Origin of the sequence: Amycolatopsis sp. cmx-4-54 (genome assembly GCF_046548895.1) — a bacterium.
In the GTDB taxonomy this organism is placed as follows: Bacteria; Actinomycetota; Actinomycetes; order Mycobacteriales; family Pseudonocardiaceae; genus Amycolatopsis.
On record NZ_JAEBEJ010000010.1, the window covers coordinates 247,998 to 265,425 of the forward strand.

A 17,428-nucleotide genomic window follows, 5' to 3' on the forward strand; every position below is an offset into this window, starting at 1 on the left:
CCCGCCCCGGTTTCATGCGGCGAGAATAACCGCCGGACACCGGCGTTTCCGGACAACGAGTTCACTGTCTCTCGGGGGGGGGGAACCGCGAGCCTCGGCCGAGCGTACGAGTGAGCGGGCCGGGAGGCCGCTATCAGACGGAGAGCACCCGGATCACGCGATCCCGGTAGTCCCAGTACCCAGCGGGCATGAGCACGACCACCCGGTTGCCGGAACCACCGACCTTGATCGGTTTCGGGGCGAGGTCCAGGTACTCGGTCACCTTTTTCGGCGAGACGCAGACCTCCAGCAGCACCCTGGTTCCATCGGCCCGAGCAGCCGTGATGTAGAGACCGCTGCCCATGGTTCCGAGGGTCGCCATGGCGTCGCTCCACCCCGTCGCCCGCACAGACCGGTACCGGCGCTGCCACATGATCAAGGAACAGAAGCCGTACCCGATCGCGCCCACCCCGGCGAGGATCGCGTACGCGCTGAAATCGTCGAGGATCGCGTAGGCCGCGTCAGTGAGGCCGGGGAGCACACCCTGCACGAAGACCCCCACACCGATCAGGACGGCTCCGGCGAAACCGATCACGGCGGCACAAGCCGACCGCGCCCGCATCACCACGAACGGATCTCGGACGGGGAACTCCTCGTCACCGGACGTGTCCGGCGACGAGGACCACATCGTCACTCCGTCAGGGCGCGCTCCACGCCGCCGTCTCAGCCCGGCCCGGTCACGTCGTTCGTCTTCTTCCCGCCCCAGATCCATCTGCCGAGTGTAGAGCCGGGGAAGCGACTCACCCGTCGGCCAGCAGCAGCCGTTCGCCGGTGTCGAAGCAGGTGTGCGTGCCGGTGTGACAGGCCGGACCGGTCTGGTCGACGCGGAGGAGGACCGTGTCGCCGTCGCAGTCGATCCGCACCTCGCGCACGTGCTGGACGTGGCCGGAGGTCTCGCCCTTGACCCACAGTTCCTTGCGGCTGCGCGAATAGTAGGTGCCGCGCCGCGTCGTGAGGGTGCGCTCGAGCGCCTCGTCGTCCATCCACGCCATCATCAGGACGTCTGAGGTGGAGTGTTCGACGACGACGGCCGCGATCAGCCCGTCGGCGTTGCGCTTCAAGCGATCCGAGAGGGCGGGGTCAAGCGTCATTCGTGGCTCCGAGAAGGTGCCGTTTCACCGGCGTCGAGTTGAGCAGGACCGCCGTGTAGATGTACCCGGCGAACAGCAGACCGGAGACGATCTTCACCCAGAAGAGTTCCGCCGCCAGCATGGACAGCGCGTGCAGCAACCCGAACAGGAAGCTGACGCCGAAACCGGCGAACCGCGCCGAAGACATCTTCAGCACCAGTCCCGCCACGACGAGTCCGCCGAGCACCAGCGACGTCCCCGGCAGCAGGAACGTCCGCGCGGTGGAGTACGGCGCGAACATCAGGATCGCGGCCATCGCGAGGTAGGCGAGGGCGAGCCCGAGCAGCAGCGCGCAGACGACCTTGACCTCGGCGGAGTCCTTCCATTTGGCCATGATCACCGGACCACGACTCCCCCGGCGCGCAGCGCGCCCTTGACCTCGCCGATCTTCAACTGTCCGAAGTGGAACACGCTGGCCGCGAGCACCGCGTCCGCGCCCGCCTCGACGGCGGGCAGGAAATGCTCGAGCGCGCCGGCGCCACCGCTGGCGATCACCGGGACCCGGACCGCCGCCCGCACCTGGGTCAGGAGTTCTAGGTCGAAGCCGTTCTTGGTGCCATCGGCGTCCATCGAGTTGAGCAGGATCTCGCCGACGCCGAGTTCCTCGCCGCGCGCGGCCCACTCGACGGCGTCGATCCCGGTGCCGCGGCGCCCGCCGTGCGTGGTCACCTCGAAACCGGACGGGGTCGGTTCGGTCCCCTCGGGAACCCGCCGCGCGTCCACCGACAGCACGACGCACTGCGCGCCGAACCGGCGGGACGCCTCGCGCAGGAATTCCGGCCGCGCGATGGCGGCGGTGTTGATGCTCACCTTGTCCGCGCCCGTGCGCAGCAACCGGTTGACGTCGTCGTTCGTGCGCACGCCGCCACCGACGGTGAGCGGGATGAACACCTGCTCCGCGGTCCGGCGCACGACGTCGAAGGTGGTCTCACGATCCCCGGAGGAAGCCGTGACGTCGAGGAACGTCAGCTCGTCCGCGCCCTCGGCGTCGTACAGGCGGGCGAGTTCGACGGGGTCGCCGGCGTCGCGCAGGTCGGCGAAGTTGACGCCCTTCACCACACGGCCCGCGTCGACGTCGAGACACGGGATGACCCTGACTGCGACTGACATGGGGACAAGCGTAGTCAAGGGCCGTTCTAAGCTCGCGGGATGGCACAGGCGGGGCGGCGGCCCGGGCCGACCGAGACGCGGGAGGAGATCCTCGACGCGGCGAGGCGCAGGTTCGCCGAACAGGGTTACGACGGGGCGACCGTACGCGCCATCGCGGCCGACGCCGGGGTCAACGCGGCGCTGCTGCACCATTTCTTCGGTACCAAGCAACGGCTCTTCGCCGCGTCGATGAACCTGCCGGTGGACCCGGGCGAGCTGGTCCCCCGGATCCTCGAAGGCCCCGAGGAGGAGATCGGCGAACGTCTCGTCCGCGCGTTCCTCGGCCTCTGGCAGGCGCCGGACGGCCGCGCGCCGTTCCTGGCGATGATCCGGTCCGCGACCACCAACGAGCAGGTCGCGACCATGATGCGGCAGTTCCTCGAACGGGCGGTGCTGGCGCGGGTCGCCGAAGCACGCGGCGTGCCGAAGGTGCGGGTGGCCGGGATCGCCGCGCAGATGATCGGGTTCGCGCTGCTGCGCTACGTCATCGGGCTCCCGCCGCTGGTCAACGCCTCGGAGGAGGAGATCGTCGCGATGCTGGCCCCCGTCGCGCAGTACTACCTGACCCCCGGCGCCGAGAAAGTTCGGCCGCCGATGCATCACGAGGGCGGTCTCGCGCGTCACTAGAGCGAGACCACCGGCTGAGGGGGACACGTGCCTGCGACCTTCGACGAGTTCGTCGCGGATCGCCTGGACGGGCTCCTGCGCTACGCGACCGTCCTGACCGACGATCCGTACCTGGCGCAGGACATCGTCCAGGAGGTGCTGCTGCGTGCTCAGCAACGCTGGCCGAAGATCGACTCGCCGCCGACGTACGTCCGCCGGATGGTGACCAACGAGTACCTCTCGTGGCGGAGGCGGCTGGCGGTCCGCCGGGTGACGCCGTCGTCACCGGAAGCGCTCGACCTGATGAGCCCGCCGGTCTCCGATCACGCCATCGAGTACGACGAACGCGACGCGATGCTGGGCCGGCTCGCGAAGCTCCCGCGCAAACAACGCGCCGCGATCGTGCTCCGCTACTACGAGAACTACTCCGACGAGGAGATCGGCGCGGTACTCCGCTGCGCGACGTCGACCGTGCGCAGCCAGATTTCGCGCGCGCTCGCGACGCTGCGGGAAACCGGTCCGTCCGTGTCCTCCCCGTCCGAGCAGCCCACGGGAGCCCGCAAATGACCCGACTGAGTGACGAGCACACCGAGGACCTGATCCGGGAGAGCCTCGAACACCTGGCGACGCGGGCACCCGACGGGGCCGAGATCCGCGACGCGCTGACCCAACGGTCGCGTAGCCGTCCGAGGATGGCTTTGGCGCTGGTCGCGGCCGCGGTCGCGGTCGCGATCATCGCGCTCGGCGTACCGCTGAGCCTGCGGGCCTACACCGCGGTCACGCCCGCGTCCCCGCGCGACGCGGACTGGTCGGTGCTGCCGTACAAACCGGGCTGGCTGCCCGACGGTTTCAAGGAGATGACCCGCTCCGCGAAGCCTTACCCCGCGCCTCAGACCAGGACGTGGAGTGGCGGCGACGCAGGCCAGATCCAGCTGACCACCACTCCGCTGGACGAGCGGCGCGGGCCGTGGACGATCGCCCCGGCGCCGAACCAGATCATCGTGCACGGCAGGGTCGGCATGGTCTCGGAGGTCTACGGCGACGCGACGATGCTGACCTGGTCGCCCGACGGCGCGTACGTGCTGAACCTGACCCTGCACGACGTGCGGGATCCGCGCGGCGTGGGCCAGCGGATCGCGGACGAGATGGTCAGGGACGGCCGCGCCCGGGTTTCGGGCGAACTGCGGTTCGGCAGGTTGCCCGCCGACCTGGAGCTGTCCGGCGTGAACCTGGCCATGATGGTCGACGGGGGCACGACCGAGCTCGAAGCCACCCGTTCCGGGCAACCCGGCGCGGCGGCGGTCGTCACGGCGAGGATCGGCGGCGCACGGCCGGACGCGGGCGACGCCGCGCCCGTGCCGCTCAAGATCCGGGGCCTCGACGGCCTCGCCCTTCCCACGCGCAACGGGCGGCTCGGACAGCTGGACGAAACGGTCGCCGTCCAGGTCGAAGGCGGACGCTGGCTCACCGTGTCGGGCGAACGGGACCGGGCCACGCTGGCCGACATCGCCGAGGGCCTGCAGCTCATCCCCGGTGACTACAGCTGGTTCGGGAAGCCGCCGGAATAGTGACCGGCGGGCGGCGGTTGTCGACGGCATGACGGACACCTACCGCTCCATCGCGTTCACCGAGTACGGCGACTCCGGGGTCCTGCGCGTCCTCGAACGGGAGCTTCCCGTGCCGGGGCCCGGCCAGGTCAGGGTCGCCGTCCGGGGCGCGGGCGTGAACCCGATCGACTGGAAGATCCGCTCCGGGCTGATGGCCGAGGTGTATCCGGCGAAGTTCCCCGCCGTCCCCGGCGGGGACATCTCAGGCGTGATCGACGCGGTCGGCGACGGGGTGTCCGGGTTCGCGGCCGGTGACGAGGTCCTCGGGTCCGGCATCGGCGGGTACGCGGAGTACGTCCTCGCGGATCCCGCGAACCTGATCCGCAAGCCCGGAAAACTCTCCTGGGAGCTGGCCGCGGCACTGCCGGCGGTCGTCAACACCGCCTACCGCGCCCTCGACCTTCTGGATCTCCAGAAAGGCGAGACGCTGCTCATCGACGGCGCGGCGGGTGGCGTCGGCACCATCGCCGTCCAGCTCGCCGTCGCACGCGGGCTCACCGTCGTGGGCACCGCCAGCGAAGCGAACCACGACTACCTGCGCTCGCTGGGTGCCGTCCCGGTGCAGTACGGCGAAGGGCTCGCCGAGCGCGTACGCGCCGTCGCGCCGCAGGGCGTCGACGCGTCCTTCGACACCTCCGGACGCGGCTCGCTCGCCACCCTCGTCGAGCTGACCGGTGGCCCGAAGCGGGTCATCACCATCGCCGCGCCGGACGCGGCCGACCACGGTGTCCGCTTCACGTCGGGTTCTCCGGCCGAGCAGGTCCCCGGCTCGCTGGCCGAAGGCGCCGCGCTCGCCGCCGAGGGCGAACTCGACTTGCCGATCGCCCGCGCGTACCCGCTCGCCGAAGCGGCCGCGGCCCAGGACGAGAGCGAAGGGGGCCATGTCCGGGGCAAGCTCGTCCTGGTCCCGTAAGCCTCTCCAGTACATGAAGGCCCCTTTCCTTGCGCCTGGCGCAAGGAAAGGGGCCTTCATGTACTTCGGCAAGGTGTGAGGGTCGAGTTTCCTCGGCTGAGCCGAGGGAAGGGGGCCTTCACGCGCACCTGCTGTGACTGGTGGGGCTGGTGGGGCTGCTGAGGCCACGGTGGCGGTCCAGGAGTCGCCGGACGCCCTAGACTCTCCACATGGGATCGGAGTTCGAGCGGATCGCCGCCGAGAAGTACGTCGTCCTGACCACCTTCCGCAAGAACGGCACCCCGGTGCCGACCCCGGTCTGGGCGGCGGGCGACGGCGGCGAACTGGTGATCTGGTCCGAGCGGAAGGCGGGCAAGGTCAAGCGCATCCGCAACGGCGGCCGGGTCGAGGTCCAGGCCTGCGACTTCCGCGGCGCCAAGACCCACGGCGACGTCGTCGCGGGTGAGGCACGGCTGCTGGACCTCGACGAGACCGAACGCGTGCGCAAGGTGATCGCCCGTAAGTACGGCATCACCGGGCGGGTCACGATGTTCTTCAGCAGGCTGCGGGGGCCGAAGGACCGGACCGTGGGCATCGCGATCGACCTCGCCGAGTAGCCCCTCGGCGATCAGGCGTTCCGCAGCGCCGCCGCCATCGCCGCCGAGTCGTGGTCCGGCCCGCAACCGCCCACCAGGATCAGATCGCCAGGGATGTGATCCGCCCGCAGACGCAGGATCTCCTGGTAGGCGGCCGACGCGTACCACTCGCGGGCCACGGCCAGGCTCGGGAAGCCGATCATCACCAGCGCTCCCGGCCACTCCCCTTCGAGGACCTCGACCTCGTTCCCGTGCACGAGGAACTTGCCGCCGAAGGGATCGAGCGTGTCCTGGATCCGCTCCAGGTACTCGAGAACCTCCTCGGTCGGCGCACCGGTGGGGCGAAGGTGGGCGATACCGTACGCGGTCATGATGTCCTCCCAGGTTTCGTTGTCCTGGAAGGAATCCTGACCGAGCCGGCGCGTGGCGTCGATTACCCGGGAGGTAAAGCTCAGAACTCCGCGACGGCCGCGAGCGCCTCGGGGAGGGTGAACGCGCCGGCGTAGAGCGCCTTGCCGACGATGGATCCCTCGACACCGTCGCGGGCCAGCGCGGCCAGCGCGCGGAGATCGTCCACACTGGACACACCACCGGAGGCGATGACCGGCGCGTCGGTGCGGGCGGCGACCTCGCGCAGCAGGTCGATGTTCGGCCCCTGGAGGGTGCCGTCCTTGCTCACGTCGGTGACGACGTAGCGCTGCGCGCCGTCGCGGTCGAGCCGGTCGAGGACCTCCCAGAGGTCACCGCCGTCCTGCGTCCAGCCGCGGGCGGACAGCCGGTGCCCGGCCTCGGTGATCCGCACGTCCAGCCCGATGGCGACGCGGTCGCCGTAGGAGGAGACGACCTTCGCGGTCCACTCCGGGTCCTCCAGCGCAGCGGTGCCGAGGTTGACGCGGCGGGCGCCGGTGGCCAGCGCGGCATCCAGCGAGGCGTCGTCGCGGATGCCACCGGACAGCTCCACCTGGACGTCGAGCTTCGCCACGACGTCGGCGAGCAGTTCGCGGTTGGAACCCTTGCCGAACGCGGCGTCGAGGTCCACCAGATGGATCCACTCCGCCCCGTCGCGCTGCCAGGCGAGCGCCGCCTCCAGCGGGCTGCCATAGGAGGTTTCGGTGCCGGCCTCGCCCTGGACGAGTCGCACGGCCTGGCCATCGGCCACATCAACGGCGGGAAGGAGCGTGAAAGTCACGCGCCCACTCTAAGACAGGCTCTTCAGCCAGTTGCGCAGCAGGTGTGCCCCGGCGTCCCCGGACTTCTCGGGGTGGAACTGGGTCGCCCAGAGCGGCCCGTTCTCGACGGCGGCGACGAAGTCCTGGCCGTGGTTCGCCCAGGTCACCTTGGGCTGCTGCCCGGCGAGGCCGGAGTCCAGTTCCCAGGTCCGCGCGGCGTAGGAGTGCACGAAGTAGAACCGCGTGTCCGCGTCCAGACCGGCGAACAGCTGCGAATCCTCCGGTGCGCGGACGGTGTTCCAGCCCATGTGGGGCAGGACGTCGGCCTCGAGCCGGTCGACCGTGCCCGGCCACTCCCCCGCGCCCTCGGCTTCCACGCCGTGCTCGACCCCGCGTTCGAACAGGATCTGCATGCCGACGCAGATGCCCAGCACGGGGCGGCCGCCGGCGAGGCGCTTGCCGATGATCTTCTCCCCCGACACCGACCGCAGCCCCTCCATGCAGGCGGAGAAGGCACCGACTCCGGGGACGACCAGGCCGTCGGCCTCGAGCGCGGCATGCGGGTCGGCGGTGACCTCGACGTCGGCACCGGCGCGCTGGACGGCACGTTCGGCGGACCGGAGGTTGCCGGACCCGTAGTCCAGGATCACCACGCGAGGATTAGCCACGCGCCCCAGGTTAGCGGACCGGATCTTTCCCCGATTTCCTGTTTCGACCTTCACTCTTCTGGGTAATAGCGACTCCGAGTGAAAGGCCGGCGCAGGACCGCCCTGCACTTGTGGAGGAACGATGCAGGACGCCGACGACCTGACCCGCCTGCTCAGCGCCTGGCGGGAAGACATCGAGAGCGTGCCTTTCCCTACCTTCGCGGAGCTGCTGATCCCGGCGCAGAAGCGGCGCTCCGCCCCCACCCGGACGGCCGCGGCATCGGTACAGGTGACGAAGACCACCGGATGGCGGGATCACTGACACCCGACTCCGGTCGTGTGTGTGGTTTTCTTCATGGGAAGATGCCCCACCGAGCCGACCAGGAGTGACCGCATGAGCAGCAGGCCGGATCCGCGCGACTTCCTCGATCTCGACGCCGAGCTCACCGCCGAGGACCGGGCCATGCGTGACGCCGTGCGCTCGTACGCGCAGGACCAGCTCCTGCCGAACGTCGCCGAGTGGTACGAGACGGGCGCGCTGCCCGCCGCCGAGCTCGCCAAGGGGTTCGGGCAGCTCGGACTGCTCGGCATGCACCTGGAGGATTACGGCTGCGCGGGCACCAGCGCCGTCGCCTACGGCATCGCCTGCCGGGAACTGGAGGCCGTCGACTCCGGGTTGCGCAGTTTCGTCTCGGTGCAGGGTTCGCTGGCGATGTACGCGATCCACAAATGGGGCACCGAGGAGCAGAAGCAGGAGTGGCTGCCCCGGATGGCCGCCGGTGAGGCGCTCGGTTGCTTCGGCCTGACCGAACCGGACGCCGGCAGCGACCCCGGCAGTATGCGGACCCGCGCGGTGCGCGACGGCTCGGACTGGGTGCTGAGCGGCACGAAGATGTGGATCACCAACGGAACCGTCGCCGACGTCGCGGTCGTCTGGGCCCAGACCGACGAAGGCGTGCGCGGCTTCGTCGTTCCCACCAACACGCCGGGCTTCAGCGCGAACGAGGTCAAGCACAAGCTGTCACTGCGGGCGTCGCTGACCGCGGAACTCGCGCTCGACGGCGTCCGCCTGCCTGATTCCGCGGCGTTCCCCGAGGTCAGGGGACTGCGCGGACCGCTGTCCTGCCTGAACGAGGCGCGGTACGGGATTCTGTTCGGCGTCGTCGGCGCCGCTCGCTCCTGCTATGAATCCGCGCTGGAGTACACGCTGAGCCGGGAACAGTTCGGCAAACCGCTGGCCGGGTTCCAGCTCACCCAGCGCAAGCTCGCCGATCTCGTCGTCGAGGTCAACCGCGCCGGTCTGGTCGCGCTGCGGATCGGACGGCTCAAGGACGCCGGGACGCTGCACCACAACCACGTCAGCTTCGGCAAGCTCGCCAACGTCCGCTCCGCGCTGGAGGTCGCCAGGACCGCGCGCGCCATGCTCGGCGCCAACGGGATTTCGCTGGAGTACCCGGTGATGCGGCATATGTCGAATCTGGAAACCGTGCTGACCTACGAAGGCACCGAAGAGATGCACGCGCTCTCGCTCGGCCAGTCGGTCACCGGTCTGGCCGCCTTCCGCTGAGCCCGGAATTGTCGGTGCGGGCATCTATCGTCCGCGCATGACCGTTTCCCCCGAGTTCCAGTCCGTCGTCGAGCTGCGCCGGTACACGCTGCGCCCCGGCCGCCGGGACGAGCTGATCGAGCTCTTCGAGCGCGAGTTCGTGGAGAGCCAGGAAGCCTGTGGCATGCGCCTGTTCGGGCTCTTCCGCGAGCCGGCGGAGCCGGACAAGTTCGCGTGGCTGCGCGGTTTCCGCGACATGGAGGCCAGGCGGGCCGCGCTCGCGTCGTTCTACTCCGGGCCCGTGTGGCGAGAGCACGGCCCGGCGGCGAACGAGACGATGATCGACTCCTCGGACGTCCTGTTGCTGCGTCCGTCCGGGCCGGGGTTCCCCGCGCCCGGCGGCGCCGGGGATTCCCGGGTGCTGGTGACGGTGTGCCATCCGGCCGTCCCGGTCAAGGAGTTCTCCGCCTACTTCGCGGACGACGTGGCGCCCGCCTTGCGGGAATCCGGCGTGGACACGTTCGGCCACTTCGAAACGGAGCCCGCGGAGAACACCTTCCCCCGTCTACCCGTGCGGGAAGGTGAGTCGGTGTTCGTCTGGTTCGCCAAGTTCACCGAAGAACACCGGGAACTCCTCGCCAGGACAGGCGCCGAACTCGCGGGCAAACTCGAACACCCTTGGCACCAGCGGGAACTGACGCCGACCGTGCGGTCAGCCCTGCGCTGAAAGGAGGTCCGCGAGTCCGTCCGGGTACAGGATCGCCCTGCCGCCGGCCACGTCGGCCATCGGCAGCCAGTGCACGCGTGCGCCGTCGTCGAGCACCACGCCGACCTCGTCACGCTCGTAAAACGTCTTGTCCGTCAGGTCCGCGGTGAACAGGAACACGATCTCGTGCCCTGGCCTGCCTTCGTAGGTGTAGACGTTCTCCAGCACCGCGATCTGCTCGACGGAGGTCAGCTCCGCCGCGAGTTCCTCCTGGAATTCGCGGTGCAGCGCCTCGGCGGCGGTCTCCCCGAACTCGATCCCGCCGCCGAGCGGGCGGTGGTAGGTCACCCCTTCGGTGTGATCGCGGCCTTCGAACACGAGAAGGTCTTCACCGCGGCGGATGACCCCGAGCGCGAGTGGGCGGATCTTCGTCATCCTGGTGACGCTAGCGTCCTGCGCCGGAAATTCGTAGGCCTTCTCGGCGGCCCGGCTTCCCGCTGGACGCACGGCCGAAAGCGCAGGTACAGCCAGTACAAGCTGCCGGCGCAGCACGCTAGCGGAGGAATTCCTTGACGGACAAGGCGATCGAGCCGGCGTCGAGGCCGTGCGCGAGGTCGTGATCGGCCATTTCGCCGTAGATGCGCACTTCCGCGTCGCGCCGGACGCCGAGGGAGAGCAGCCGGTGCGGCGTTTCCGACAACGCGTCCGTCACCGCGTGCGCCGACGTTCCCGCGAGGTACGGCTCGATCAGCACGACGTCGGTGGTCCCGGCGGCGGCGACGGCCGCGCGCAGCCCGGCGGCGTCGAAGGGCCGGATGGTCGAGGTGTAGAGCACGGTCACGTCGAGATCGGCGGTCGCCTCCAGCGTCCGGTCGAGCATCGGCCCGACGGCCACCACCACCCCTCGCCCGCCTTCGCGCAGCGTTTGCAGACCCGCGCCCAGATGCGCTTTCGCGTTCTCCTGCGCGGAAAGCCGGAGGTAGACGCGTCCGTCGCCCGGGATGGACTCGAGCAGCAGCCGCCTGGCCTCCTGGGGATGCCCCGGCACGTGCACGGTCCAGCCCGGCAGCGTGTCGATGAGGGCGACGTCCCCGGGCGCCTGGTGTGTCCGCCCGGCGGTCGGCATGTCGTAGGACGCGCCCGAGGACACCAGCACGGCCCCGACGTCCTGGTGCCCGAGGTCGAGTTTGACCTGCTCGAAAGCCCGCTCCACGAGGAACGACGAGAAGGTGTGGACGATCGGGCGCATCCCGGCCAGCGCGAGGCCGCCCGCGGTGCTCATCATCAATTGCTCGCGGATGCCGACGTTGAGCACCCGGTCGGGATGTTTCCGCGCGGCGAAGGCGAGTTGTGCCGCGGAGATGTCGGCGAGCACGACGGCGACGTTCGGGTCGGTGTCGAGCGCCTCGGCGGCGGCTTCGAGGAACGTTTCACGCATGTCCACGGGTTCAGGCCTTTCGCTCGACGGTCGCGACCACGGCGAGCGGCCGGTCCGGATGGGGGGTGGTGAAGGCTTCGTGGAGCGCGTCGTGATCGCGGCCGTCGACGGTGCGGGTCGTCCAGCCTTCGACCTCGAACCGGCGCGCGATCCCGCCGGGCCAGCCGTGCGTGGCCGAGGAGTTGTCGACGACGACGGCGGTGAGCTGCGGCATGCCGATCCGGCCGGCGACCGCGATGGCCTCGGAGTTGGAGCCCTCGTCGAGCTCCGCGTCACCGATGAGGGTGACGACCTTGGCGTCGCGGAATCCCTTGGCGCGCAGGCCGAAAACGGTGCCGATGGCCAGCGGGAGCCCGTGCCCGAGTGATCCGCTGGAGATTTCGGCGACGGGAAGCCTCGCCCGGTCGGGATGGTGACCGAGCCGGGACTCGGCCGAAGTCCAGTCGGCGAGTTCTTCCTCGTGGAAGAAACCCTTCTTCGCCAGCACCGCGTAGTAGGCCATCGGGCCGTGGCCCTTCGACAGCAGGAAGCGGTCGCGGCCCGGATCACGGACGGTCTCCGGAGTGATGTCGAGCACACGGTCGTAGAGCACCCACAGGACGTCCACTGTGGACTCCGCGGCCGCCTGATGCTTCTCGTCCCCGGTCATCAACGAGATCAGCCTCGGCAGATCCTCGTAGCCGGTCTTGGTGTCGGTGGTCATGAACCGAGGTTGCAACCTCGACTTAGGTCGAAGTCAAGGCTAATCTGGCGACGTGACGAGACTGGCTGAACACCTGAGCATCGGGCAGGTCGCCGACCGCAGCGGCGTGCCCCATACGGCTTTGCGTTTCTACGAGGACAAGGGACTGATCAGCTCCGAGCGCTCGGCGGGCAACCAGCGCCGGTACTCTCGTTCGGTGCTGCGCCGGATCGCCTTCATCCGCGCGGCGCAGCGGGTCGGGCTCAGCCTGGACGACATCAGCTCGGCACTGGAGACCCTGCCCAAGGACCACGCCCCCACCAAGGCCGACTGGGCCCGCCTGTCGCGGGGCTGGCAGGACGAGCTCGACGCGCGGATCGACGCGTTGCAGCGCCTGCGCGACAGGCTGACCGGATGCGTCGGCTGCGGTTGCCTCTCCCTGCGCAGCTGCGGGCTCTACAACGCCGACGACCAGATGTCCCGATTCGGCCCCGGCGCGGGGAAACTGCGCCCGGCTTCCGAGGGCGGCATCTGAATTCCGTTGCCACGCGGGGGCCGGATGTGCGTCACTGTGACTCGAAATGGACAAGAAGAATCTCATCCGAGTCTCGAAACGGCTCTCCCGGCACCTGCGGCACGCACCCGGTGACCTCGGCATCACCCTCACCCCGGACGGCTGGGTCGACGTCGACACGCTCTTGGCGGCCTTGCGGCGCAACGGTTTGCCGCTCACCCGCACCGAACTCGACGAAGTGGTCGAGGGCAACGACAAACGGCGCTTCGCCTTCGACGAGGCCGGCCTGCGGATCCGCGCCAGCCAGGGCCACAGTGTCGACGTCGACCTCGCACTGCCCGCCGCGATCCCGCCGGACGTGCTCTACCACGGCACGGTCTCCCGGTTCCTCGACGCGATCCTGCACGAGGGGCTCCGGCCGATGAAACGGCATGCCGTGCATCTCTCGGCGACCGTGGACACCGCGCGGGCCGTCGGGGCACGGCGCGGCGTCCCGGTGCTGCTCGCCGTGGACGCCCGGGAGATGTCCGCCGCCGGGCACGAATTCCAGGTGAGCGCGAACGGTGTCTGGCTCACGGCCGCCGTTCCGCCGCGATTCCTGCGCAGGCTCCCCTAGCGCGTGTTTCACAAGTCTGTTCGATGGGCTTCGTGATCCAGGTGGTTCCTGACGGTGCGGGCGGATCGGCCTCGTACCGGGTCGTACTCGGCCGCATCCGCCCGTGCCGTCAGGGGCCGCCTGGGCGCGAAGACCGCGAACCAGACTTGTGAAACACGCGCTAGACCAGGCCGTTGGCCCGCAGGAGCCCGAGCGTGCCCACGGTGAACAACCCGTTCCACTCCAGCGCGGCGGCGGGCGAATAGCTCGTGTAGTCGACACGCCAGCCGCCGTCGTCGTGCTGCCCGCCTGCCACCCGCCGCAGATCCGCTTCGACGACCTCCGGCCGGAAGAGCTTCCGTGCCGGGCCACCGGGTTCCGGCGCGAAGTCGAGCGGGCGCATCGCCTCGCCCTCGATCCCGCCGCCGACGGCGACCACACCGTCGTCCGGGACGAACCGGCCGAGCTTCTCGACCAGGCGCGTGTCGCCGAGCGCGTCCACCAGCTTCATCGCGAAGGCGAGCACGAGCGCGTGCGGGGCTTCGTCGAGCTTGTCGATCTCGCCGAGGCAGTAGCTCGTGGCCTTCGCCAACCAGGGATGCGCGGCGACCGCCGGATCGTGCGCGGCGACGCGATGCGCGGTCACCGCGACGATCGCGGTGATCTGCAGCGAGGAGACCGCCGGATCCGCGCTCGCCCAGAACGGTGCGCTGCCGGACGGATCCGGCATCGGCAACGCGAACGGGATTCCGCCGTCGGGCAGGGAGATCGAAGCGAGCCAGTCGCAGAGTTCGGCCGCACGGGGACTTGTCGACGAGCCGACATCGGCGAAGACCTCGAACGCGTGCAAGGCGCCGGCGGGCTGGCTGGTCGCCGAGCGGCAGTCGGGTTCGAGCCCGTGGCCGTAACCACCGTCGGGATTGCGGTACGCCTCGAGCGCGGCGAGCGCCGCGGCCGGGTCACCGTCGCGGAAGAGGACTTCGAAGCGCCGCCTGTCGAGCAGCCGTGCCTGGGTGGCCATGAACGTGGCCGCCGCCTTCAGATCGATGTTCATGCCGACAGGGTCGCGCGGATCGCGGCGCCTGTCTTGAACACATCGGTCACGAACGGCGGCGCGGGCGGTTGTAGAGCTTGCGGCCGACGCTGAGGAGCGTTTCGCGCAGCGTCTCGTCGTCGAGCGAGGCGACCTCCGGCGACCCGCCGGCGATGGCGATTCCCGCCAGGAGCACCTGGGCGGTGACGATCGCGGTGAGATCCGGGTCCGGGCCGACGAGGATCTCCAGCAGCCGGTTCTTGAACCGGTCCGAGCTGTGCACGGACTTCTCGATCGCGCGGGCGATGCCGGGGTCGCTGGAGAACAGCGCGACCAGCGCGCGGTGCCGCACCACGAGATCGACGAAACCGTCGAGCAGGTGGTCGATCTGCGCGCCCCGGGTGCGCTGGGCGCGGGCGTCGTCGACGATGCCTTCGAGCTCCCGCAGCACGGGGTCGGCGACGGATTCGGTGATCTCCGCCTTCGTCTTGAAGTGGTAGTACACGGCGGCCTTGGTGACGCCGAGGGCGTCCGCGATCATCTGCAGCGAGGTGCCTTCCACGCCGTGTTCGGTGAACAGCCGCAACGCCGTGCCCAGTAGTCGCGTGCGGGTGTCCTCCGCGTGGACGACGTCCATGTTCCCTCCTCGTTCAGCCGTCGGAGATTACGTCAAGCGTGGCCGCCTGGCCAAACGAGTACTAGCCGTGCGGCTAGTCACACACTTGCCGATCGGCTTGTCGACCCCTAGCCGATCGGCTAGCTTGAAATGAACCTGAACGAGTGAACGGGAGACTTTCGTGGCCAGCTTCCTGTACCGCCTGGGCCGGTTCTCGTTCCGGCGCCGGGCACTGGTGACGGCGGTGTGGGCCGCCATCCTGGTGGCCCTCGGCGCGGGTGCGCTGACCCTGTCCGGCCAGCTTTCGAACTCGGTGACCATCCCCGGCACCGAGTCGCAGAAGGCGATCGACCAGCTCGCCGACCGGTTCCCGGAAGCCGCCGCCGGTGGCGCGACGGCGCGCGTCGTCATCTCGACGCCCGGTGACATCACCGACGCCGGAGGACAGGCGGCGATCGCCCGCCTCGTCACCGGGCTCAAGGACGCGCCGAAGGTCGCCGGCGTGGTCGACCCGCTGCAGGCGCAGGCGATCTCGCCCGACAAGCACGTGGCGCTGGCGCAGGTCAGCTACCGCGTCCCGGGCTTCGAACTCACCGACGCCGACCGCGACGGCCTGATGGCGGCCGCGGATTCCGCCAAGGCCGCCGGGTACACCGTGGAATTCGGCGGTGACGCCGTCCAGGCGATGCCGGCCACGAACGCCACCGAAGGTCTCGGGGTCGCGGTCGCCGCCGTCGTTCTGATCATCACGTTCGGCTCGCTGCTCGCGGCCGGGATCCCGCTGCTGACCGCGCTCATCGGCGTCGGCATCGGCATGGCGGGGATCACGACGGCGTCCGGTTTCCTCGAACTGAACACGAACACGCCGGTGCTCGCGCTGATGATCGGCCTCGCCGTCGGCATCGACTACGCGCTCTTCATCGTTTCCCGCTACCGGCACGAACTCATGCTCGGACGAGATCCGGAGGAAGCCGCCGGACGCGCCACCGGCACGGCCGGCTCCGCGGTGGTGTTCGCCGGGCTGACCGTGATCATCGCGCTGGCGGGCCTGACCGTCGTCGGCATCCCGTTCCTCGGTGAGATGGGCATCGCCGCGGCGATCACCGTCGCCATCGCGGTCGTCATCGCGCTCACCCTGCTGCCCGCCGTGTTCGGCTTCGCGGGCGGCAAACTGGCGGGCGGCAAGATCCGCTTGCGCCGCAAGGAAAGCGCGACGACCCACGGCGAGCGCTGGGCCCGTTTCGTGGCCCGCCGCCGGATCCCGGTGCTGATCGCCGCGATCGCCGGTCTCGCGATCGTCGCCATCCCGGCCGCGAGCATGCAGCTCGGCCTGCCGAACGACAGCACCGCCGCGCCGGACACCACCCAGCGCAAGGCCTACGACACCGTCACCCGCAGCTTCGGCGAGGGCGCCAACGGCCCGCTGGTGATCGTCGTCGACCTGAGCGGCAGCACCGACCGGCAGGCCGCGCTCCAGCAGACGGCCGCGGGTATCGGCGGGCTCCCCGAACGCCCGATCGTCACGCCGCCGAAGACCAACCGGGCCGGTGACCTGGCGCTGCTGACCGTCATTCCGAAGAGTGGTCCGAGCAGCACCGCGACCGAAGACCTGGTCAGCGACATCCGCGGCCTGAACGCGGGTCTCGGCACGGCCACCGGCGCGTCGCTGGCGGTGACCGGCCAGACCGCGGCCAACATCGACGTCTCGGAGAAACTCGCCGACGCGATGCTGCCCTATCTCGCGCTGATCGTCGGGCTCGCGTTCCTGCTGCTGATGCTGGTGTTCCGGTCGATCGTCGTTCCGCTGAAGGCGACGCTGGGCTTCCTCGGTTCCGTGGTCGCGACGTTCGGCGCCGTGGTGGCGGTGTTCCAGTGGGGCTGGCTCACCGACCTGCTCGGGGTGAAGACGACCGGGCCGATCATGAGCATGCTGCCGATCCTGCTGATCGGTGTGCTGTTCGGGCTCGCGATGGACTACCAGGTGTTCCTGGTGACGCGGATGCGCGAGGAATACGTCCACGGCGCCGACCCGCAGCAGGCGATGGTCACCGGTTTCCGGCACGGCTCCCGCGTCGTGGTCGCCGCCGCGCTGATCATGATCAGCGTGTTCGCCGGGTTCGTCCTCGCGGAATCGTCGCTGATCCAGTCGATCGGGTTCGCGCTGGCCTTCGGGGTGCTCGTCGACGCGTTCGTGATCCGGATGACCATCGTGCCGGCGCTGATGTCGCTGCTCGGCCGCGGTGCCTGGTGGCTGCCGAAGTGGCTGGATCGCGTACTGCCCGATGTGGACGTCGAAGGCGAGAAGCTCGCGAAGCAGCTGGACGCGCCTGACGAGCGGGAGCTGGCCAACGCCTCGAAGTGAGCTGAGCGCCGCGACGTGTTGCGAAAGCCACTTTCGCAACCTTCAACGTTGCGAAAGTGGCTTTCGCAACGTCGGCGAAGACGGCGGCCCACGTGGCACCC

At 69.8% G+C, this 17,428-nt stretch carries 23 protein-coding genes; 11 read left to right on the forward strand and 12 right to left on the reverse strand.

The features are described from left to right. Positions 1-133 precede the first annotated feature (133 nt). The 4 genes from ACLJQ7_RS30350 to hisF all read right to left on the reverse strand — a co-directional run bounded on the left by ACLJQ7_RS30350 (position 134) and on the right by hisF (position 2,279). Complete coding sequence (locus ACLJQ7_RS30350) at positions 134-667, reverse strand: hypothetical protein (RefSeq protein ID WP_410651581.1); 534 nt, start codon at positions 665-667, stop codon at positions 134-136. A 112-nt stretch (positions 668-779) separates the two neighbouring features. Beyond that, complete coding sequence (gene hisI / locus ACLJQ7_RS30355; protein WP_410651582.1) at positions 780-1,130, reverse strand: phosphoribosyl-AMP cyclohydrolase; 351 nt, start codon at positions 1,128-1,130, stop codon at positions 780-782. Then, complete coding sequence (locus ACLJQ7_RS30360) at positions 1,120-1,503, reverse strand: hypothetical protein (RefSeq protein WP_410651583.1); 384 nt, start codon at positions 1,501-1,503, stop codon at positions 1,120-1,122. The genes hisI and ACLJQ7_RS30360 overlap by 11 nt, the downstream gene beginning before the upstream one ends. Positions 1,504-1,505: 2 nt before the next feature. Then, the gene (gene hisF / locus ACLJQ7_RS30365; RefSeq protein WP_026466775.1) at positions 1,506-2,279 is read right to left on the reverse strand and encodes an imidazole glycerol phosphate synthase subunit HisF; all 774 of its coding nucleotides are present in this window, start codon (positions 2,277-2,279) and stop codon (positions 1,506-1,508) included. Positions 2,280-2,318: 39 nt separating this feature from the next. On the opposite strand from hisF, the gene ACLJQ7_RS30370 reads away from it, so the two are divergent. The 5 genes from ACLJQ7_RS30370 to ACLJQ7_RS30390 all read left to right on the forward strand — a co-directional run bounded on the left by ACLJQ7_RS30370 (position 2,319) and on the right by ACLJQ7_RS30390 (position 6,040). Next, entirely contained in the window at positions 2,319-2,945 is a 627-nt protein-coding gene (locus tag ACLJQ7_RS30370) for a TetR family transcriptional regulator (RefSeq protein ID WP_410651584.1), read from the forward strand. Between the two features lie 27 nt (positions 2,946-2,972). Continuing rightward, positions 2,973-3,491 carry an RNA polymerase sigma factor gene (locus ACLJQ7_RS30375; RefSeq protein WP_410651585.1) on the forward strand — a complete coding sequence of 173 codons (519 nt, stop codon included), beginning with the start codon at positions 2,973-2,975 and terminating at the stop codon, positions 3,489-3,491. Next, entirely contained in the window at positions 3,488-4,492 is a 1,005-nt protein-coding gene (locus ACLJQ7_RS30380) for a hypothetical protein (RefSeq protein ID WP_410651586.1), read from the forward strand. The genes ACLJQ7_RS30375 and ACLJQ7_RS30380 overlap by 4 nt, the downstream gene beginning before the upstream one ends. A gap of 28 nt (positions 4,493-4,520) precedes the next feature. Then, positions 4,521-5,444, forward strand: coding sequence for an NADP-dependent oxidoreductase (locus ACLJQ7_RS30385; protein ID WP_410651587.1), 924 nt, complete (start codon positions 4,521-4,523; stop codon positions 5,442-5,444). A 209-nt stretch (positions 5,445-5,653) separates the two neighbouring features. Next, a complete protein-coding gene (locus ACLJQ7_RS30390; RefSeq protein WP_410651588.1) occupies positions 5,654-6,040 on the forward strand; it encodes a PPOX class F420-dependent oxidoreductase in 387 nt (128 codons plus the stop codon). A gap of 11 nt (positions 6,041-6,051) precedes the next feature. On the opposite strand, the gene ACLJQ7_RS30395 is transcribed toward ACLJQ7_RS30390, so the two are convergent. The 3 genes from ACLJQ7_RS30395 to hisH form a co-directional block, all read right to left on the reverse strand. Next, positions 6,052-6,390: a DUF1330 domain-containing protein gene (locus ACLJQ7_RS30395; protein ID WP_410651589.1), complete on the reverse strand. Its 339-nt coding sequence runs from the start codon at positions 6,388-6,390 to the stop codon at positions 6,052-6,054. An 80-nt stretch (positions 6,391-6,470) separates the two neighbouring features. Next, positions 6,471-7,208 (reverse strand): bifunctional 1-(5-phosphoribosyl)-5-((5-phosphoribosylamino)methylideneamino)imidazole-4-carboxamide isomerase/phosphoribosylanthranilate isomerase PriA, encoded by a 738-nt coding sequence (priA, locus tag ACLJQ7_RS30400; RefSeq protein WP_410651590.1) that lies wholly within the window; start codon positions 7,206-7,208, stop codon positions 6,471-6,473. Positions 7,209-7,217: 9 nt separating this feature from the next. Then, entirely contained in the window at positions 7,218-7,841 is a 624-nt protein-coding gene (gene hisH / locus ACLJQ7_RS30405; protein ID WP_410651689.1) for an imidazole glycerol phosphate synthase subunit HisH, read from the reverse strand. 136 nt (positions 7,842-7,977) lie between these two features. Here hisH and ACLJQ7_RS30410 point away from each other — a divergent pair, with 136 nt between their 5' ends. The 3 genes from ACLJQ7_RS30410 (at position 7,978) to ACLJQ7_RS30420 (ending at position 10,108) form a co-directional block, all read left to right on the forward strand. Beyond that, entirely contained in the window at positions 7,978-8,157 is a 180-nt protein-coding gene (locus tag ACLJQ7_RS30410; RefSeq protein WP_410651591.1) for a hypothetical protein, read from the forward strand. Positions 8,158-8,229: 72 nt separating this feature from the next. Then, positions 8,230-9,402 carry an acyl-CoA dehydrogenase family protein gene (locus tag ACLJQ7_RS30415; protein ID WP_410651592.1) on the forward strand — a complete coding sequence of 391 codons (1,173 nt, stop codon included), beginning with the start codon at positions 8,230-8,232 and terminating at the stop codon, positions 9,400-9,402. Between the two features lie 37 nt (positions 9,403-9,439). Beyond that, positions 9,440-10,108, forward strand: a complete 669-nt coding sequence (locus tag ACLJQ7_RS30420; RefSeq protein ID WP_410651593.1) for an NIPSNAP family protein — start codon at positions 9,440-9,442, stop codon at positions 10,106-10,108. Here ACLJQ7_RS30420 and ACLJQ7_RS30425 read toward each other — a convergent pair. The 3 genes from ACLJQ7_RS30425 to ACLJQ7_RS30435 form a co-directional block, all read right to left on the reverse strand. After that, positions 10,094-10,522: an NUDIX hydrolase gene (locus ACLJQ7_RS30425; RefSeq protein WP_410651594.1), complete on the reverse strand. Its 429-nt coding sequence runs from the start codon at positions 10,520-10,522 to the stop codon at positions 10,094-10,096. The two genes, ACLJQ7_RS30420 and ACLJQ7_RS30425, sit on opposite strands and share 15 nt — an antisense overlap. A 118-nt stretch (positions 10,523-10,640) precedes the next feature. Then, on the reverse strand, positions 10,641-11,531 hold the full coding sequence (locus ACLJQ7_RS30430; protein ID WP_410651595.1) for a transketolase family protein: 891 nt from the start codon (positions 11,529-11,531) through the stop codon (positions 10,641-10,643). Positions 11,532-11,535: 4 nt separating this feature from the next. After that, positions 11,536-12,228 (reverse strand): transketolase, encoded by a 693-nt coding sequence (locus ACLJQ7_RS30435; protein WP_410651596.1) that lies wholly within the window; start codon positions 12,226-12,228, stop codon positions 11,536-11,538. A gap of 52 nt (positions 12,229-12,280) precedes the next feature. Between ACLJQ7_RS30435 and soxR the strand changes: the two genes are divergently transcribed. Together soxR and ACLJQ7_RS30445 are read left to right on the forward strand one after the other, a co-directional pair. After that, positions 12,281-12,742 (forward strand): redox-sensitive transcriptional activator SoxR, encoded by a 462-nt coding sequence (gene soxR / locus ACLJQ7_RS30440; RefSeq protein ID WP_016335982.1) that lies wholly within the window; start codon positions 12,281-12,283, stop codon positions 12,740-12,742. Between the two features lie 46 nt (positions 12,743-12,788). Beyond that, positions 12,789-13,337 (forward strand): RNA 2'-phosphotransferase, encoded by a 549-nt coding sequence (locus ACLJQ7_RS30445; protein ID WP_410651597.1) that lies wholly within the window; start codon positions 12,789-12,791, stop codon positions 13,335-13,337. A 160-nt stretch (positions 13,338-13,497) separates the two neighbouring features. Here the strand turns inward: ACLJQ7_RS30445 and ACLJQ7_RS30450 are convergent, their stop codons facing one another. Then, complete coding sequence (locus ACLJQ7_RS30450) at positions 13,498-14,370, reverse strand: hypothetical protein (RefSeq protein ID WP_410651598.1); 873 nt, start codon at positions 14,368-14,370, stop codon at positions 13,498-13,500. Between the two features lie 46 nt (positions 14,371-14,416). Continuing rightward, on the reverse strand, positions 14,417-14,986 hold the full coding sequence (locus ACLJQ7_RS30455; protein WP_410651599.1) for a TetR/AcrR family transcriptional regulator: 570 nt from the start codon (positions 14,984-14,986) through the stop codon (positions 14,417-14,419). A 160-nt stretch (positions 14,987-15,146) separates the two neighbouring features. On the opposite strand from ACLJQ7_RS30455, the gene ACLJQ7_RS30460 reads away from it, so the two are divergent. Continuing rightward, positions 15,147-17,327, forward strand: a complete 2,181-nt coding sequence (locus ACLJQ7_RS30460; protein ID WP_410651600.1) for an MMPL family transporter — start codon at positions 15,147-15,149, stop codon at positions 17,325-17,327. The last annotated feature ends 101 nt before the right edge of the window (positions 17,328-17,428 follow it).

Excerpts from the sequence above, each read along its gene's own strand:
- hisF (WP_026466775.1), bottom strand. The coding sequence starts at position 2,279 with ATGTCAGTCGCAGTCAGGGTCATCCCGTGTCTCGACGTCGACGCGGGC.
- ACLJQ7_RS30380 (WP_410651586.1), top strand. The coding sequence starts at position 3,488 with ATGACCCGACTGAGTGACGAGCACACCGAGGACCTGATCCGGGAGAGC.
- ACLJQ7_RS30370 (WP_410651584.1), top strand. The coding sequence starts at position 2,319 with ATGGCACAGGCGGGGCGGCGGCCCGGGCCGACCGAGACGCGGGAGGAG.
- ACLJQ7_RS30360 (WP_410651583.1), bottom strand. The coding sequence starts at position 1,503 with ATGGCCAAATGGAAGGACTCCGCCGAGGTCAAGGTCGTCTGCGCGCTG.
- hisI (WP_410651582.1), bottom strand. The coding sequence starts at position 1,130 with ATGACGCTTGACCCCGCCCTCTCGGATCGCTTGAAGCGCAACGCCGAC.
- ACLJQ7_RS30385 (WP_410651587.1), top strand. The coding sequence starts at position 4,521 with ATGACGGACACCTACCGCTCCATCGCGTTCACCGAGTACGGCGACTCC.
- ACLJQ7_RS30350 (WP_410651581.1), bottom strand. The coding sequence starts at position 667 with ATGTGGTCCTCGTCGCCGGACACGTCCGGTGACGAGGAGTTCCCCGTC.
- ACLJQ7_RS30395 (WP_410651589.1), bottom strand. The coding sequence starts at position 6,390 with ATGACCGCGTACGGTATCGCCCACCTTCGCCCCACCGGTGCGCCGACC.
- ACLJQ7_RS30420 (WP_410651593.1), top strand. The coding sequence starts at position 9,440 with ATGACCGTTTCCCCCGAGTTCCAGTCCGTCGTCGAGCTGCGCCGGTAC.
- ACLJQ7_RS30390 (WP_410651588.1), top strand. The coding sequence starts at position 5,654 with ATGGGATCGGAGTTCGAGCGGATCGCCGCCGAGAAGTACGTCGTCCTG.
- ACLJQ7_RS30410 (WP_410651591.1), top strand. The coding sequence starts at position 7,978 with ATGCAGGACGCCGACGACCTGACCCGCCTGCTCAGCGCCTGGCGGGAA.
- ACLJQ7_RS30455 (WP_410651599.1), bottom strand. The coding sequence starts at position 14,986 with ATGGACGTCGTCCACGCGGAGGACACCCGCACGCGACTACTGGGCACG.
- ACLJQ7_RS30450 (WP_410651598.1), bottom strand. The coding sequence starts at position 14,370 with ATGAACATCGATCTGAAGGCGGCGGCCACGTTCATGGCCACCCAGGCA.
- ACLJQ7_RS30425 (WP_410651594.1), bottom strand. The coding sequence starts at position 10,522 with ATGACGAAGATCCGCCCACTCGCGCTCGGGGTCATCCGCCGCGGTGAA.
- ACLJQ7_RS30435 (WP_410651596.1), bottom strand. The coding sequence starts at position 12,228 with ATGACCACCGACACCAAGACCGGCTACGAGGATCTGCCGAGGCTGATC.
- ACLJQ7_RS30445 (WP_410651597.1), top strand. The coding sequence starts at position 12,789 with ATGGACAAGAAGAATCTCATCCGAGTCTCGAAACGGCTCTCCCGGCAC.
- ACLJQ7_RS30415 (WP_410651592.1), top strand. The coding sequence starts at position 8,230 with ATGAGCAGCAGGCCGGATCCGCGCGACTTCCTCGATCTCGACGCCGAG.